The sequence below is a fragment of the Pseudarthrobacter sp. NBSH8 genome (assembly GCF_014217545.1).
GTDB lineage: Bacteria > Actinomycetota > Actinomycetes > Actinomycetales > Micrococcaceae > Arthrobacter.
In genome coordinates this window covers 2,253,388-2,269,033 of sequence record NZ_CP043178.1, presented here as the reverse complement: position 1 = coordinate 2,269,033, position 15,646 = coordinate 2,253,388, and the positions used below count along the sequence as shown (strand labels likewise).

The 15,646-nt window shown below is 64.5% G+C and carries 13 protein-coding genes; 10 read left to right on the top strand and 3 right to left on the bottom strand.

Annotated elements, in window-relative coordinates; all coding sequences use genetic code 11:
• Positions 1 to 34: 34 nt before the first annotated feature.
• Positions 35 to 2,047, bottom strand: coding sequence for a M3 family metallopeptidase (locus tag FYJ92_RS10425; RefSeq protein ID WP_185260682.1), 2,013 nt, complete (start codon positions 2,045 to 2,047; stop codon positions 35 to 37).
• Between the two features lie 82 nt (positions 2,048 to 2,129).
• Here FYJ92_RS10425 and FYJ92_RS10420 point away from each other — a divergent pair, with 82 nt between their 5' ends.
• Positions 2,130 to 3,401, top strand: coding sequence for a CapA family protein (locus FYJ92_RS10420; protein WP_185260681.1), 1,272 nt, complete (start codon positions 2,130 to 2,132; stop codon positions 3,399 to 3,401).
• Between the two features lie 52 nt (positions 3,402 to 3,453).
• Here FYJ92_RS10420 and FYJ92_RS10415 read toward each other — a convergent pair whose 3' ends face one another.
• A complete protein-coding gene (locus tag FYJ92_RS10415) occupies positions 3,454 to 4,221 on the bottom strand; it encodes a type 1 glutamine amidotransferase (protein ID WP_185260680.1) in 768 nt (255 codons plus the stop codon).
• On the bottom strand, positions 4,218 to 5,510 hold the full coding sequence (locus FYJ92_RS10410) for a Mur ligase family protein (RefSeq protein ID WP_185260679.1): 1,293 nt from the start codon (positions 5,508 to 5,510) through the stop codon (positions 4,218 to 4,220). Before FYJ92_RS10410 ends, FYJ92_RS10415 begins: the two co-directional genes overlap by 4 nt.
• Before the next feature lie 91 nt (positions 5,511 to 5,601).
• Between FYJ92_RS10410 and pdxT the strand changes: the two genes are divergently transcribed.
• From pdxT to FYJ92_RS10365, 9 genes are all read left to right on the top strand, one after another.
• Complete coding sequence (gene pdxT, locus FYJ92_RS10405) at positions 5,602 to 6,312, top strand: pyridoxal 5'-phosphate synthase glutaminase subunit PdxT (RefSeq protein ID WP_185260678.1); 711 nt, start codon at positions 5,602 to 5,604, stop codon at positions 6,310 to 6,312.
• A gap of 2 nt (positions 6,313 to 6,314) precedes the next feature.
• The gene (locus FYJ92_RS10400; RefSeq protein WP_185260677.1) at positions 6,315 to 7,070 is read left to right on the top strand and encodes a YebC/PmpR family DNA-binding transcriptional regulator; all 756 of its coding nucleotides are present in this window, start codon (positions 6,315 to 6,317) and stop codon (positions 7,068 to 7,070) included.
• 35 nt (positions 7,071 to 7,105) lie between these two features.
• Positions 7,106 to 7,684 (top strand): crossover junction endodeoxyribonuclease RuvC, encoded by a 579-nt coding sequence (gene ruvC / locus FYJ92_RS10395; protein ID WP_185260676.1) that lies wholly within the window; start codon positions 7,106 to 7,108, stop codon positions 7,682 to 7,684.
• A gap of 90 nt (positions 7,685 to 7,774) precedes the next feature.
• Positions 7,775 to 8,419, top strand: coding sequence for a Holliday junction branch migration protein RuvA (ruvA, locus tag FYJ92_RS10390; RefSeq protein WP_185260675.1), 645 nt, complete (start codon positions 7,775 to 7,777; stop codon positions 8,417 to 8,419).
• Complete coding sequence (gene ruvB / locus FYJ92_RS10385) at positions 8,412 to 9,500, top strand: Holliday junction branch migration DNA helicase RuvB (protein ID WP_185260674.1); 1,089 nt, start codon at positions 8,412 to 8,414, stop codon at positions 9,498 to 9,500. The genes ruvA and ruvB overlap by 8 nt, the downstream gene beginning before the upstream one ends.
• Positions 9,501 to 9,682: 182 nt before the next feature.
• Positions 9,683 to 10,090 carry a preprotein translocase subunit YajC gene (gene yajC / locus FYJ92_RS10380; protein WP_185260673.1) on the top strand — a complete coding sequence of 136 codons (408 nt, stop codon included), beginning with the start codon at positions 9,683 to 9,685 and terminating at the stop codon, positions 10,088 to 10,090.
• Positions 10,091 to 10,201: 111 nt separating this feature from the next.
• Positions 10,202 to 11,959, top strand: coding sequence for a protein translocase subunit SecD (gene secD / locus FYJ92_RS10375; protein ID WP_185260672.1), 1,758 nt, complete (start codon positions 10,202 to 10,204; stop codon positions 11,957 to 11,959).
• Positions 11,959 to 12,981 (top strand): protein translocase subunit SecF, encoded by a 1,023-nt coding sequence (secF, locus tag FYJ92_RS10370; RefSeq protein ID WP_185260671.1) that lies wholly within the window; start codon positions 11,959 to 11,961, stop codon positions 12,979 to 12,981. The genes secD and secF overlap by 1 nt, the downstream gene beginning before the upstream one ends.
• Positions 12,982 to 13,117: 136 nt before the next feature.
• Entirely contained in the window at positions 13,118 to 15,511 is a 2,394-nt protein-coding gene (locus tag FYJ92_RS10365) for a bifunctional (p)ppGpp synthetase/guanosine-3',5'-bis(diphosphate) 3'-pyrophosphohydrolase (protein ID WP_185260670.1), read from the top strand.
• Positions 15,512 to 15,646: the final 135 nt, after the last annotated feature.

Sequence of the window (15,646 nt, the reverse complement as noted above, 5' to 3'; positions counted from 1 at the left end):
CCTTACGAAGGTGGCCCGCCGCCGTCGTCGGTGGTCAGCCCAGGCCGCGGCGTTTCAGCAGGGGTTCGAGTTCGGCGTCGCGGCCGCGGAGTGCGTGGAAGGATTCCAGCGGGTCCCTGCTGTTGCCGCGGGAGAGCAATTCCTGGCGGAAGCGTTCGCCGTTGGCGCGTGTTATGCCGCCGTTCTCGGTGAACCAGTCCACGGTTTCGGCGTCCAGCACCTCACTCCAGATGTACGAGTAATAACCGGCCGCATAGCCGGCTCCCGCGAAGATGTGCTGGAAATATCCGGTTCGGTAACGCGGCGGGATCAGGGCATGCGCCACGCCCGCGGCCGCGAGGGACTTCGCCTCAAACGCGGGGACATCGTCGGGGATTCCGGTTTCGTCCAGCACATGCCAGGCCAGATCCAGTAACGCAGCGCCGAGGTATTCCGTCGTCCCGAAGCCTTCGCCCCAGAGCTGAGCGTCGTTCAGCTTGTCCACAACCTGTTGCGGAAGAGGTGCGCCGGTGGCGTGGTGCCGGGCATAATTTGCAAGCACCTCCGGCCACAGGATCCACATCTCGTTGACCTGCGACGGGTACTCCACAAAGTCGCGGGGTACAGCAGTCCCGGCGAACCGGGGATACGCCACGTCCGATAACAGGCCGTGGAGCGCGTGTCCGAACTCGTGGAAAGTGGTGCGCAGCTCGTCCAGCGTCAGTAGAGTGGGCTCGCCTGCCGGCGGCTTGGAGATATTGAGGTTGTTGATCACCACGGGCCGGGTGCCGAGCAGGCCCGACTGTTCCACCAGCGAGTTCATCCAGGCGCCGCCCCGTTTGGATTCGCGGGTGTAGTAGTCGCCCAGGAACAACCCCAGCCCGCTGCCGTCCTGGTCCCGCACTTCCCAGACGCGGACGTCCGGGTGGTAACCTGCGAGGTCCTTCCGTTCGTGGAAGGTGATGCCGTACAGGGATGTGGCGGCGAAGAAGACGCCGTCCCGGAGAACGCGGTCCAGCTCGAAGTAGGGGCGGAGCGCCTGCTCGTCCACTGCGTACTTATCCCGCCGCACCTTGGCTGAGTAAAACGCCCAGTCCCAGGCCTCCAGCGGATGCCCTGCCGCCTCGGCCAGCGCCGAAGCCTCGGCGTCGGCATTGCGTACGGCGGCGGGGGCCAGCCTGTTCAGCATGGACTGGACCGCCTCAAAGTTGCGGGCCGTCTGGCGGTCCACCACGAGTTCGGCATAGTTGGCGAAACCCAAAAGGGCTGCCTTTTCAGCGCGCAGGCGGGCCGTCGACCTGACCAGTTCCAGGACGTCGAGGCCACCGCCGTCACTGCCCCGGCCGGTGGAGGCCTCAAACAGCCGACGGCGGACGTCCCGGTTTTCCAGGGCAGCCAGGGCGGGCTGGTTGCTGGGCTGGATCAGCGTCAGCAGGAATTTTCCGTCGTGGCCAACGGCGCGGGCCGCCTCAGCGGCGCTGGCGACATCGTCGGCCGGCAAGCCGGCCAACTCTGCTGCCGTGTCCAGCAGCAGTGCGGCCGATTTCATGGCCGCCTTGACCCGCTGGCCATATTCCGTGCCCAGTGTGGACAGCTCCGCGTTGATTTCCTTCAGCCGTTCCTGGCCCGGTTTGTCGAGCCGGATCCCGGACTGGCGGAACTCCTTCACATACTCCTCCACGAGCCGGACGGACTCAGGGTCAAGCCCGGAGGTGTCAATCGCCGCGAACCTGTCGAACAGTGCCCGATTGAGGTAGATCTCGTCCTGATGGGCCGAAATGCGGGGTGAGAGTTCGGTCTCCAGGTCACGGATTTCGTCTGTCGCGTCGGCGGAGGCGAGGGTGAAGAAGGAGGCCGTGGCCCGCTCGAGCAGTTGGCCGGCTTTTTCCATGGCCACAGCTGTATTCTCGAAGTTCGCCGGCGCCGGGTTGTCCACGACCGCCTGGATTTCCACCAGATGTTCCGCCAGGCCAGCCTCGATGGCCTCGGCGTAATCGGATGCTCTGATGTGGGCAAAAGGCGGCAACCCATAAGGCAGGGTGCTGTTACTAAGGAAGGGATTCGTCATCTCGCTAACCTTTCATACTGCCGTATGCTTCTCAACGCGCGGCTTTGCGGCATTTGTGCGACGGTCAGACCTACAATGACGCATGGGGAAAAGGTTGGGCGCTGCTTCGGTGCGCGCTGTTGCTGTTCGTTCCGCTGCTGCGGTTTCCGCCGGCATCCTGGCCGCTGCCCTGCTGGCTGGATGCGGCCTGGTTGCCGAACAGACCGCTCCGTCCTCCGGTGCAGCCGCGACTACCGGCGCCGGGACAAGGCAGCCAAGCCCGACGGCGACCCCCACCCCAACGCCCACTCCCACCCCCGGCGCGGGGCCGGCCTGCCCCACCCTGCGCTGCACGTCCGTGCTGGTGACCGGCGACATGCTGATCCATACCCAGCTCTGGCAGCAGGCTCGCGACGACGCCGCCGCGGCGGGGAAAACAGGCCTGGACTTCACCCCACTCCTCGAAGGCCAGCGCAAGTACATCCACGCCAGCGACCTCGCCATCTGCCATCAGGAAACCCCTGTGGCCGGGCCCGACGGACCGTTCTCGGCGTACCCGTCGTTCAACGTCCCGCCTCAGATCATTACAGCGTCCAAGGCGGTGGGGTACGTGGCGTGCACCACCGCGAGTAACCACACGATCGACCGGAGCACGGACGGAGTGCTGCGCACCCTGGATGCACTGGATGCCGCGGGGCTGAAGCACACCGGTTCCTACCGCACGCAGACCGAGTCGCAGGGAATCCTGATCCTGCAGACCAACGCCGCCAAGATCGCCATCATTCAGGGGGCCTACGGCCTCAACGGCCAATACCCTGAATATGACTGGCAGGTGGACATGCTGGATGCGCCCACCATGATCGCCAAGGCCGTCAAGGCACGGGCTCTTGGTGCGGACATTGTGCTCGGGGCCATGCATGCCGGTGATGAGTATTCCAGCGAAGCCAACGCCCAACAGCAGGAAGTGGCGCATGCCCTGGTGGACAGCGGCCAGTTCACCATGATCTACGGCCACCACACCCATTCGGTGCTGCCCGTCGAAAACTACAAGGGAACATGGATCGTCTACGGGCTGGGCAACGGCGTCACCGAACTGTCGCCCTGGTATGTGGTGAACAACGAGGGCCTGCTGGTGCGGGCGCAGTTCAGCCAGGACGCTGCCGGGAAGTGGACGGCATCGGATCTCGCCTGGGCCCCTTCAGTGATTGTCCGCGACCCGTACCGCTGGTGTTCGGTGGCAACCGACGCGCCGCAGGGCGTCTGCGCGACTCCCGAGGCCGACGCCGCCACCCGGCTGAGGACCGCCACCGTGGTGGAATCGATGGGCGCGGCTGCTGCGGGAGCGCACGAACTGCTGATCACCAAGGACCCCTGAGGCCTTTCGCCGGGGGAAACCGTCAGCGTGGTGCTACCCATCGCAATGCCACTCAGCGCGGACGGCGCGTCGCATGCTCCCGGGCCAGCACTGCGTAGCGGTCGTCCGGGGCGCCGGCCGTGAAGGCGCCGTATTTACGCTCGGCGGCGGTACTGATGAGGAAGTCTGCGATGGCAGGGTTCTTGGGCAGCAGGGAACCGTGCAGGTAGCTGGCCACCACATTTTTGTAGCGGGCACCCTCGTGGCCGTCGCTGCTGTTGTTGCCGGTGCCCTTGGCCACGGTGCCGAGCGGCCGGACGCCGGCACCCAGGGTGGTCTGCCCGCTGTGGTTCTCGTAGCCCAGGACCTCTCCGAACTCCGGTGTGGCCACCTTGACGTTGCCGATCAGGCGTTCGTCGGTGCCGTGTGTTTCCACGTCCAGGATGCCGATCCCCGGGATGACCGTACCCAAGCGGGTCTTGAAGAAGCGTCCGAACAGCTGATACAGCCCGCAGATCACCAGCATGGGCGCGCCGTCCTCCGCCAGCCCGGTCAGGACGCCGGCGCGTGAGTGCAGGTCATCCTGAATGACCAGCTGGCCGCTGTCTTGCCCGCCGCCGCCCACGATGAGGTCCACATCGGCCGGAAATTCGTCGCCGACGTTGTACTCCAGCAGCTCCGGGGTGTAGCCGTGCCAGCCGATCCGCTGCTTGATCACCAGGGCGTTGCCCCAGTCGCCGTAGATGTTCATGTCCCGCGGGTAGAGCTGCAGGACGCGGATGGTGCCCTTGGAATTCTGATCGACGCCGTCCGGCCCGATGCCGGTTGATTCAGCGGTCATGAGACCACCTCCACTGTGGTGATTTTGGACAGCTCGCGGCGTATGGCCAGCATGGCTGTGTAGGTGCAGAAGATCCGCTTCGGTTTGCCCTTGGCCTCACGGATGAACTCGGCCAGTGCGGGCGCGATCTCCGGCTGGACCCCGCCGATCCGGACGTCGTCATACTGCAGCCGCAGCGCCATGTCGTAGGCACGGGAACCGGTCAGCTGGTCCACGCCGCCGTCGCGGAGCGAATCGAATTCCACGTCCCACAGCCAGGACATGTCCCGGCCGTCGGCGTAGTTGTCATTGATGGCGATCATGGTGGCGTAGCCGGCCGCGGGGAAGGACTTCAGTCCGAGCCGGAAACCGCTGGGGTTTTTGACGAGCACGAGGTCCAGTGGCTGGCCGTCCACCGTGAGGCTTTCGCCGCGGCCAAACGCCGGCTCCACCTGGGACAGTGCGGTGAGCAGGGTGGCGTGGTCGGCTGTGGCGGCACCCCCGCCACAGATACTGCGGGCCAGGGTCAGCGCCGCGGCCGCATTAAAGATGTTGTAGACGCCGCGGAGCTTCATCGCGGTGGTGACAGTGACGCCGTCGTACTCAAAATCGGCGGTGTCCGGCCCCACTTTGCGGAGTACGACGTCGGCTGGCGGCTTGTGGGGGAGCACCGTGGGGGCGGGGCTGCCGGGCGCTGCCCGCATGTCGTCGTCGTTGGGGAAGGTGCTGAGGAGGGAATCGTCCAGTCCGAAGTACTGGACACCCTGGCCCGTGAGGGTGTCCGCGATGCGGGCCACCCGGGGATCTTCCCGGTTGAGGACCACTGTTCCGGAGGTTTTGTCAGCGATGTGCTGCAGCAGCTGGGCCGTCTTGTCGATCTCGCCGAACCGGTCCAGCTGATCGCGCAGGACGTTGAGCAGGAGGCTGTACCGGGGCGGAACGCGGTTCACAAAATGCACGGCGTGGGCTTCGTCGAGCTCCAGGACGGCGACGTCGGCCGTGAGCCTGCCGCGCCAGTCCACTTCGCCCAGCAGGGCAGCCGCCACACCACGGGTGAAGTTGCTGCCGGTGCGGTTGGTGAAGACCTTCAGGCCCTGGCTCTCCAGCAGTTCCACCACCATCTTTGTGGTGGTGGTCTTGCCGTTGGTCCCGCTCACCACGGCAACGCCGTGGGGGAGCGTGGCGAGCGTCCGCTGCATAAAACCGGGATCGATTTTCTCGACCACCAGCCCGGGCAGGGCGGACCCGCCGCCCCTGAGCCGGGAGACCCGGCGGACGAGCTTGCCGAGCGGAACACTGATGTAAAGCATGCTCTGTAATATATCCCAGCAACGGCATAGAACCCTTCCCGGGAAGCGCTTCCGGCGATGCCCAGGGAGCCGCGCACATTATGCTGATTGGATGACAAACCCCCTTTCGGCTGCTTCTGCACGCGTGGGCTCGGGTCTGCGGATCGGCGTCCTGGCGCTCCAGGGCGACTTCCGCGAGCACCTCCGGGCTGTGGAAGCCGCCGGTGCCGCCGGCGTCGGAATCCGCAGGCCTTCGGAACTGGATGGCCTGGACGGCCTCATCATTCCCGGCGGCGAATCAACAGCCATCGACAAGCTGGCCCGCGCCTTTGAGCTGGCCGGACCGTTGAAGGACCGGATCCGCGACGGACTGCCGGTCTACGGTTCCTGCGCCGGCATGATCCTCCTCGCAGACGGGATCGCCGATCCGGCCACGGACCTAGCCGGCAACCCGCAGCAAACTTTCGGCGGCCTGGACATCACGGTGCGGCGCAACGCCTTCGGCCGCCAGCGCGAGTCGTTCGAAACGGACCTGGACTTCAAGGGCCTGGACTTCAGCGCCACGGAATTCGGCGTTGCCCCAGTGCATGCTGTGTTCATCCGCGGCCCTTGGGTGGAACGCGTCGGAGCCGGCGTGCAGATCCTGGCGCAGGTTGAGCCTGCCGACCCGGAGCACGCCTCCCATGCGGCCAGCCTGCCGGGGACAGCTAGAATTGTTGCAGTGCGTTCCGGCCACCTGTTGGCCACCTCCTTCCACCCGGAAGTGACTGGGGAGAAACGCGTACATGAACTTTTTATCCGCATGATCAGAGGAGACGCGTAAGCATGTCAGGACACTCCAAATGGGCAACGACCAAGCACAAGAAGGCCATCCTCGATAGCCGCCGCGCAAAATCGTTCGCCAAGCTGATCAAGAACATCGAAGTCGCTGCACGTATGGGCGGACCAGACCTCGCCGGCAACCCGGGCCTGGAACTCGCCGTCACCAAGGCCAAGAAGACGTCGGTGCCCGCCGACAACATCGACCGCGCCATCAAGCGAGGCGCTGGCCTCACCGGTGAAGTGGTTGACTACACGGAGATCATGTACGAATGCCGCGGCCCGCAGGGTTCGGCGCTGCTGATCGAGTGCCTGACGGACAACAAGAACCGCGCAGCTTCCGAGGTTCGCCTGGCCATTTCCCGCAACGGCGGCACCATCGCCGACCCGGGTTCGGTGAGCTACCTCTTCAGCCGCAAGGGCGTCGTTTCGATGCCGAAGAACGGCCTGAGTGAGGACGACGTCCTGATGGCCGTCCTCGACGCCGGAGCCGAAGAAGTCAAGGACAACGGCGACAGCTTCGAGATCCACTCCGAGCCGACCGACCTCCAGGCCATCCGGGATGCCCTCAAGGAGGCCGGCATGGAGTACGAGACCGATGAAGCCGAGTTTGTGCCGTCCATGCAGGTGCCGCTGGACCTCGACGCCGCCAAGAAGTTCATGAAGCTGGTTGACGCCCTGGAAGAACTCGACGACGTCCAGAACGTCTACAGCAACGCCAACCTCAGCGACGAAGTCCAGGCCGCCCTGGAAGCTGAGTGACCTTCCGCTTTGTGGCCTAGGGCGGATGTCCCAGGGTGACCCTGCGCGTATTGGGCGTTGACCCGGGCCTCACCCGCTGCGGCATCGGCGTTGTCGACGTCGAACGGAACCGGCGGGCCACGATGGTGGCCGTCGGGGTGGTGGGTACCTCTCCCGAGGAGACCCTGGACCAGCGCCTGCTGGTGATTGCCTTGGCCATCGACGAGTGGCTGGACCGCTACGAACCCCACGTGCTCGCCGTCGAACGCGTTTTTTCCCAGCTCAACGTCAGTACGGTGATGGGCGTCGCGCAGGCCTCCGGTGTGGTGATTGCCGCCGCGGCCCGGCGCGGGATCCCGGTGGCTCTGCACACGCCGTCGGAGGTGAAAGCAGCCGTGACCGGCAGCGGCACCTCCAACAAGGAAGCCGTGACCAAACTTGTCACGAAAATCCTCCGGCTGGACGCGCCGCCGCGGCCGGCGGACGCTGCAGACGCCCTGGCACTTGCCATCACCCACGCCTGGCGGGCCGGCAGCGGCGCCGCCGTGGCCACGACCGGCCCCGGCAGCCTGTCGCTGACGCCGGCCCAGCGCGCCTGGGCCGACGCCGAGGCGAAAGCGCGCCGCGGGCGCTGAATGTCTGCGGCGCTTGCTAGGGTATTCGTAGATATGTTCGGATAGCCGGTCCTGCTCCCAGGAGTCCGGCAGTACACCAGGAGCCCGGCTTTGATCAGTTTCCTTCGCGGGACAGTAGCGCACGTTGGCCTTTCCTCTGCCGTAATCGACCTAAACGGTGCCGGTATGAGTGTCAACGCCACGCCGCAGACCCTCAGCCGCCTCCGCACCGGCGAGGAAGGCAAGCTCTTCACCTCGCTGATCGTGCGCGAGGATTCGCTGACCCTGTTCGGTTTTGCCTCCGACGACGAACGCGAAGTCTTTGACGTCCTGCTGAGTGTGAGCGGCGTGGGCCCGCGGCTCGCACTGGCGGTGCTCGCCGTGCACGAGCCTGAAGCGATCCGGGTTGCTGCCCACACGGGTGACAGCAAAACGTTCACGAAGGTGCCAGGCATCGGCCCCAAGGTGGCCGGGCGGATCGTGCTGGAACTGGCCGGCAAGCTGGTGCCGCACGGTACGGCTGGTGTCGCCGGTGCGTCCACTCCGGCCGAAGCAGCCTGGAAGCCCCAGGTGGTGGCGGCCATGACCAGCCTCGGCTGGTCGGAAAAGGATGCCGCTGCCAGCATCGGGAAGGCCCTTGTGGACGATCCCGAGGTTGAATTCCGTGGCAATGTGGCCGAAATCCTTCGGACCACGCTGCGCTGGCTGGGCCAGGACGGCGCGCGGGCCGGCAACCGCGTAGGCAGCCGTGGCTGAGCCTTCGGTGGTGGCGGCCGGGGAGGAACCCGAGGAACGGGTGATCGAAGCTGCCCTCCGGCCGAAGAACCTGGATGACTTCGTGGGCCAGCACCGGGTCCGCAGGCAACTCTCCCTGGTCCTGCAGGCCTCCCGGATGCGGGGACGCAGCGCGGACCACGTACTGTTTTCCGGCCCTCCCGGCCTGGGCAAAACCACCCTGGCCATGATCGTGGCTGCTGAAATGAACGCGCCTCTGCGGATCAGCAGCGGTCCGGCCATCCAGCACGCCGGGGACCTCGCCGCCATCCTTTCCTCGCTTTCCGAAGGGGAGGTCCTCTTCCTGGACGAGATCCACCGGATGTCACGGCCGGCAGAGGAAATGCTCTACATGGCCATGGAGGATTTCCGTGTGGACATCGTGGTGGGCAAGGGCGCCGGGGCCACCGCTATCCCGTTGGAGCTTCCGCCTTTCACTCTGGTAGGCGCCACCACACGCGCCGGTCTGCTGCCCGGCCCGCTCAGGGACAGGTTCGGGTTCACCGGGCACCTGGAGTTTTATAGCGTGGCCGAGCTGGAACTGGTGCTCAGGCGCTCTGCCGGCCTGCTGGACCTCAAGGTCAACTCCGCGGGTTTCAGCGAGATTGCCGGCCGGTCCCGCGGTACCCCGCGTATTGCCAACCGCCTGCTCCGCCGCGTCCGGGACTGGGCTCTTGTGCATGGGATTGAGCAGATTGACGCCCGCGCTGCTTCCGCGGCCCTGGACATGTACGAAGTGGACAAGCGGGGCCTGGACCGGCTGGACCGGGCCGTCCTGGAAGCACTCATTACGAAGTTCGGCGGCGGACCCGTGGGACTTTCCACCCTGGCCATTGCGGTGGGGGAGGAGACCGAGACCGTTGAAACGGTGGCGGAACCGTTCCTTGTGCGCGAAGGTTTGCTGGGCCGGACGCCCCGGGGCCGCATCGCCATGGCTCCGGCCTGGACGCACCTCGGCTTTGCCATACCGGCCGGGGTTTTCGGGCAGGAGCCGCTGGATTTGTTCGAACCGGACCCGGACAGCGCCGAGTCCGCGGCCGAATGGGCGCCGAACGGTCAATAGCACTGTTCTCCCAGCTTTTCCCTTTAGACTGGTATGACACCCGGCACGTTCGGGTCTGTGTTCCCGCGGCGGCTCCGAGGAGCCGTTGCCTGCCAGGCGCGATTTTCTGCAACGGGGAACGACGCGGACGCTGCCAAACACCCGATACGCCAGTACAGAACGGAATCTTCCCTGTGGATCCAATGAACATCGTCTTGTTCGCAATGCTCGGAATCTTTATCTTCATGATGTTCCGCCGCAACAAGAAGACCAAGGAACAGCAGGCAACGCTGCAGTCCCGGTTCGAGCCCGGTGTCGAGGTCATGACGAGCTTCGGACTCTTCGGCCGGATTGTCTCCATGGACGACGCCGAGAACAAGGTTGTCCTGGAACTCTCGCCCGGGAACCTGGCCACCGTGCACCGCCAGGCCGTGACCAAGATTGTGGAACCGGCTGTCGAAGCAGATGCTCCGGCCGTCCCGGATGACGCTTCGTCGCTGACCAGCGAATCATCCCTGACCAGCGAAGAAGCCGGTACCCCGGCTGTGTCCGCCGAAACTCCGGATGAGACCCTGAAGCGCCTTAACGACGAGGGCAAGAAGGACATCTAGTCCTCGCCGCACGGCAGCCCGCGTTACAACACCTCTACGGCTGGGGACAACCGCCGGTGGGACTGATAGCTCCCGCCGGTGGTTCCTCCGTAAATAAGAGAAAGATTCACAATGGCACGAACTGGCCCCAACAACTCAGGCCTGAGGGTACTGGTGTGGCTCGGTGTAGTCCTCGCCGTGCTGACCGCCGTCCTGGCCGGCGGCACCCTTGCCGGACAGGCGAGCTGGGCACCCAAGCTGGCACTGGACCTCGAGGGTGGCACCCAGATGATCCTGGCGCCCAAGGTTGAGGGCGGTTCGGACATCAATGAAGAGCAGCTCAACCAGGCCGTAGCCATCATCCGCCAGCGCGTGGATGGTTCAGGTGTTGCCGAAGCGGAAATCAGCACGCAGTCCGGCCGCAACGTCGTGGTGAGCCTTCCGGGCACACCTACGAAGGAAACCCGCGACCTGATCCAGGCCTCCGCGGACATGAACTTCCGCCCCGTACTGCTCAACGGAGACGGCGCGCCCGTTCCCACGGAATCCCTGACCCCCGAAGACCAGCTTCCGAAGCCCACGGCGGAACCCGCCAACGGCAGCGACATAAACTGGATCACCGCGGACATCTACCGCCAGTTTGAAACCATGGACTGCAACAATCCTGCGCCGGAGAGCCCCGAAGCCTCCGATCCCGCCAGGCCCCTCGTCACCTGTGAACCGGCAACGGACACCAGACCTGCCATTAAATACATCCTGGGGCCCGTGGAGGTCAAGGGCGGCAATATTGTCACGTCTTCCTTCCAGCTGCAACAGGGTGCCCAGGGCGCTGTGACGAACGACTGGGCCGTCAATATCCAGTTCGACAACGAAGGCACCGCCAAGTTCAAGACGGTCACCGAACGGCTGAACCAGTTCTACGTCGCAGCAGGCGGCGAGACCGGCAGCGACCCCAAGTCGCAGTTCGCCATCGTTCTGGACGACCAGGTCATTTCCGCCCCGCGTTCGCAGGCCGTCATCACTGACGGTCGTCCGCAGATCACCGGCGGGTTCACTGAAAAGTCAGCCAAGGCGCTCTCGGACCAGCTCCGCTTCGGCGCGCTTCCGATCAGCTTCGAAATCCAGAGCGACCAGCAGATCTCCGCAACTCTGGGTGCCGAACAGCTACGCATGGGCCTCCTTGCGGGCATCATCGGGTTGCTCCTCGTGGTGGTCTACTCACTCTTCCAGTACCGGGCCCTGGGCCTGGTGACCATTGCATCGCTGGTGGTGGCCGGCGCCCTCACCTATCTGGCCATTGCCATCTTGGGATGGACTGAAAACTACCGGCTTTCCCTCGCCGGCGTGGCCGGCCTCATCGTCGCCATCGGCCAGACCGCAGACTCGTTCATCGTTTACTTTGAACGTATCCGCGATGAACTCCGCGAAGGCCGTGGACTCGTCTCCGCGGTGGAGAACGGCTGGAAGCGGGCCAAGCGCACTGTCCTGGCATCCAAGGCCGTGAACCTGCTGGCCGCGCTGGTGCTTTACTTCGTGGCTGTCGGCAACGTCCGCGGGTTCGCATTCACGCTGGGTCTGACGGCTATTGCCGACCTCATCGTGGTCTTTATGTTCACGCACCCCACCCTGCAGCTCCTGGCGCGCACCAAGTTCTTCGGGGAGGGCCACCGGCTCTCCGGCCTTGACCCCAAGCGACTCGGTGTTTTGCCGCTCTACCGTGGCGCCGGACGCCTGCGCGCGCCTGAGGCCAAGCCTTCTGTAGTCCGGGCCAAGAACACCGGAGCGGTCGCGGAGGCTGAACGACGCATGACCATCGCAGAACGCCGCCTTGCGGAAAAGCAGGAGCAGCTCACCAGCTCCTCCAAGAGCGCAGCCAAGGAGAACAAGTAATGTCCAGCAGCTTCGCCAATTTCGGCAACGAGCTCTACAGCGGGAAGCGCTCCTACAACTTCGTCAGTGCCAAGAAACTGTGGTTCATCATCGCGGCGGTGGCGGTCGCACTGTCAATCCTCATTCCGGTTGCCAAGGGCGGGTTTAACCTTGGCATCGAATTCCGCGGCGGATCAGAGTTCACTGTCTCCAACGTGCAGAGCACCGACTCGACCCTTGGCGAACAGGTTGTGGAAGACGTTGTGGCTGGCAGCGTTCCGCGTGTGGCCAATGTGGCCGGTACCACCATGCGGATCCAGACGGACAAGCTCACGGACGACGAGACGCTCAGGATCAAGGAAGGCCTCACTTCGGCCTACGGCGTCACTGACAACGAGGTGACCTCAACCTTTATCGGACCCACCTGGGGTGCGGATGTCACCAAGCAGGCGCTGATCGGCCTGATCGTCTTTGTGGCGCTGGCCGCGGTGCTGATGGCGCTCTACTTCCGGACCTGGAAGATGTCGCTGTCCGCGATGGCTGGAATGCTGGTGACGATGTTCGTCACCGCAGGCGTGTATGCCCTCAGCGACTTCGAGGTAACGCCGTCTGCCATCATTGGGTTCCTGACGGTGCTCAGCTACTCGCTGTATGACACGGTGGTGGTCTTCGACAAGATCCGTGAAAACACCGCTGATATTGATGCGTCCACCCGCCGCACTTTTGGTGAGGAAGTCAACCTCGCCGTCAACCAGACCCTGGTGCGTTCCATCAACACCATGATGGTGGCCATCCTGCCAGTCGGCGCCATCCTGTTCATCGGTGCCGGCCTTTTGGGGGCAGGCACGTTGCGGGACCTGTCGCTGGCACTGTTCGTCGGAATCCTGATCGGTACGGCTGCGACCATATTTATCGCTGCCCCGATGTATGCCTGGCTGCGCCAGAACGAACCTGACCTGGTGAAGCAGGCGAAACGCGTGGAACAACGCAGGTCCGCTAACAACGACAAGGCCGAAGGATCGGCTGCGCCCGCAGGGGCCTGACCCATCGCACCACAACGGGCCGGGCGGCGTCGGAATACCGACGGCGCCCGGCCCATTTCGCATTCAGCGCCGGTTACATAAGTGAACTGGCGGGGGAATAGACTGAGGTAATTAAACAGTCGTGAGGGGTGCTTCATTGGAAGAACGTTCGGCGTCGGCGCCAACGGCAGGCGGGGATAACAGCCCGGGCCACGGAATTCAGACCGGGCTGACCGCTTCCGCACGCCCGGCGCCGGGTGTACCTGTAGACAATTCGGGCGCACGCCCTACATTTCCCGGCCGACGCGAGCGGACGCGCTCCCGGCTGGCCCGGCTGACCGGGCGCGGCACGGCACCCTATTCACCCATTCTTGAGCCGCTGCTGCGTACCGTCCGCGCGAACAACCCCAAAGAAGACTTTGATCTTATCCAGCGCGCTTTTGAGGTGGCCGAGCAGAGCCACCGCGGGCAGAAGCGCAAGAGCGGTGACCCGTACATCACCCACCCCGTCGCCGTAGCCACCATCCTCGCTGAGCTGGGCCTTAGCGGAACCACGTTGGCCGCGGCCCTGCTGCACGACACGGTGGAGGACACTCCTTACACGCTGGCTGACCTCAAGAAGGACTTCGGTCCTGAGGTTGCCATGCTGGTGGACGGCGTCACCAAGCTGGACAAAGTCAGCTTTGGTGAGGCCGCGCAGTCCGAGACCGTCCGCAAGATGGTTGTGGCCATGGCCAAGGACATCCGGGTCCTTATGATCAAGCTCGCGGACAGGCTCCACAACGCCCGGACCTGGCGGTTTGTTTCCGCGGAGTCATCGGCACGAAAAGCCCGCGAAACCCTGGAAATATTCGCGCCCCTGGCCCACCGGCTGGGCATGAACACCATCAAGTGGGAGTTGGAGGATCTGTCCTTCGCGGCCCTCTACCCCAAGGTCTATGAAGAAATCGTCCGGATGGTCGGCGACCGCACGCCGGAACGGGAGAAGAGCCTGGGCGTCATCCGGGATCAGATCACCGACGACCTCCGTACCGCCCGGATCAAGGCCACCATTACGGGCAGGCCGAAACACTATTACTCGATTTACCAGAAGATGATCGTTCGGGACAAGGATTTCGACGACATCAACGACCTCATGGGCGTCCGGGTGCTCGTTGATTCGGTCCGGGACTGCTACGCCGCCCTGGGCACCATGCATTCGCGCTGGAACCCGTTGCCGGGGCGTTTCAAAGACTATATCGCCATGCCCAAGTTCAACATGTACCAGTCACTGCACACCACGGTGATCGGCCCCGGCGGCAAGCCCGTGGAGATCCAAATCAGGACCCACGAAATGCACCGCCGGGCCGAGTACGGTGTGGCAGCCCATTGGAAGTACAAGGATCAGCCCAACCGTACCGCAGTGGGGCCGGGCAGCCCCCGCGACGGGGACATGGGCTGGCTGCGGTCCCTGGTTGACTGGCAGCAGGAGACCTCCGATCCGGGGGAGTTCCTGGACTCGCTGCGGTTTGAGATCAACGCCAGGGAAGTCTTTGTCTTTACCCCCAAGGGCGAGGTCATGGCCCTGCCTGCCGGATCGACGCCGGTGGATTTTGCCTACTCGGTCCACACCGAAGTGGGGCACCGCACCATAGGCGCGCGGGTCAACGGCAAGCTCGTTCCCTTGAACAGCGAGCTGAACCACGGCGACTGGGTTGAGATCTTCACCTCGAAGGCCGAAGGCGCCGGACCGAGCCAGGATTGGCAGCACTTCGTCAAGAGTGCCCGTGCCCGGAACAAGATCCGTCAGTGGTTCAGCAAGGAACGGCGCGAAGAAGCAATCGACCGCGGCAAGGAACTGCTGACACGGGCCATGCGGAAGCAAAACCTGCCCCTGCAGCGACTGATGACGCACGAGGCTTTGGCGGCGGTGGCCGCAGAGTTCAAGTACGTTGACATCTCCGGCCTCTACGCCGGCGTAGGCGACGGCCATACGTCAGCGCAGTCGGTCATGGAGAAACTCGTTGAAAGCCTGGGCGGCAACGAGAGCACCGACGACGACATCACTGAAGTCAGCATCCCTACGCAGGTGGCCAAAACCAAGTTCTCCGATTCGGGCGTGGTGGTGCGCGGCGTTGGCGATGTGTGGGTGAAGCTCGCGCGCTGTTGCACGCCCGTTCCGCCGGACCCGATTCTCGGCTTTGTCACCCGCGGTTCCGGTGTTTCGGTGCACCGTACGGACTGCACCAACATTTCGGATCTCCGGGACCAGCCCGACAGGATCGTCGAAGTGGACTGGGCACCCACCCAGTCAAGTGTTTTCCTGGTGGAGATCCAGGTTGAGGCGCTGGACCGGAAGTCCCTGCTCTCGGACGTCACCCGCATCCTGTCCGAGAACCACGTCAACATTCTGGCGGCCAGCGTGAACACCTCCACCGACAGGGTGGCCATCTCCAGGTTCGCCTTCGAGATGGGCGACCCCAAGTACCTCAGCCACGTCCTCAGTGCCGTGCGGCGCATCGATGGCGTGTTCGACGTCTACCGGACCACCGGCAACAAGCGCCGGAGCTAGCAGGGCCAGCTTTTCCAATGCAGCCCGTTTGTGCGGGACCCGGGGGCTGGCTTCGATGGCCAGGATCAGCAAGCGCAACCGCACGTCCTGCTCCGGGCGGGCCAGCAACCCCGCCAGCGCGGGCAAGGCCCGGTG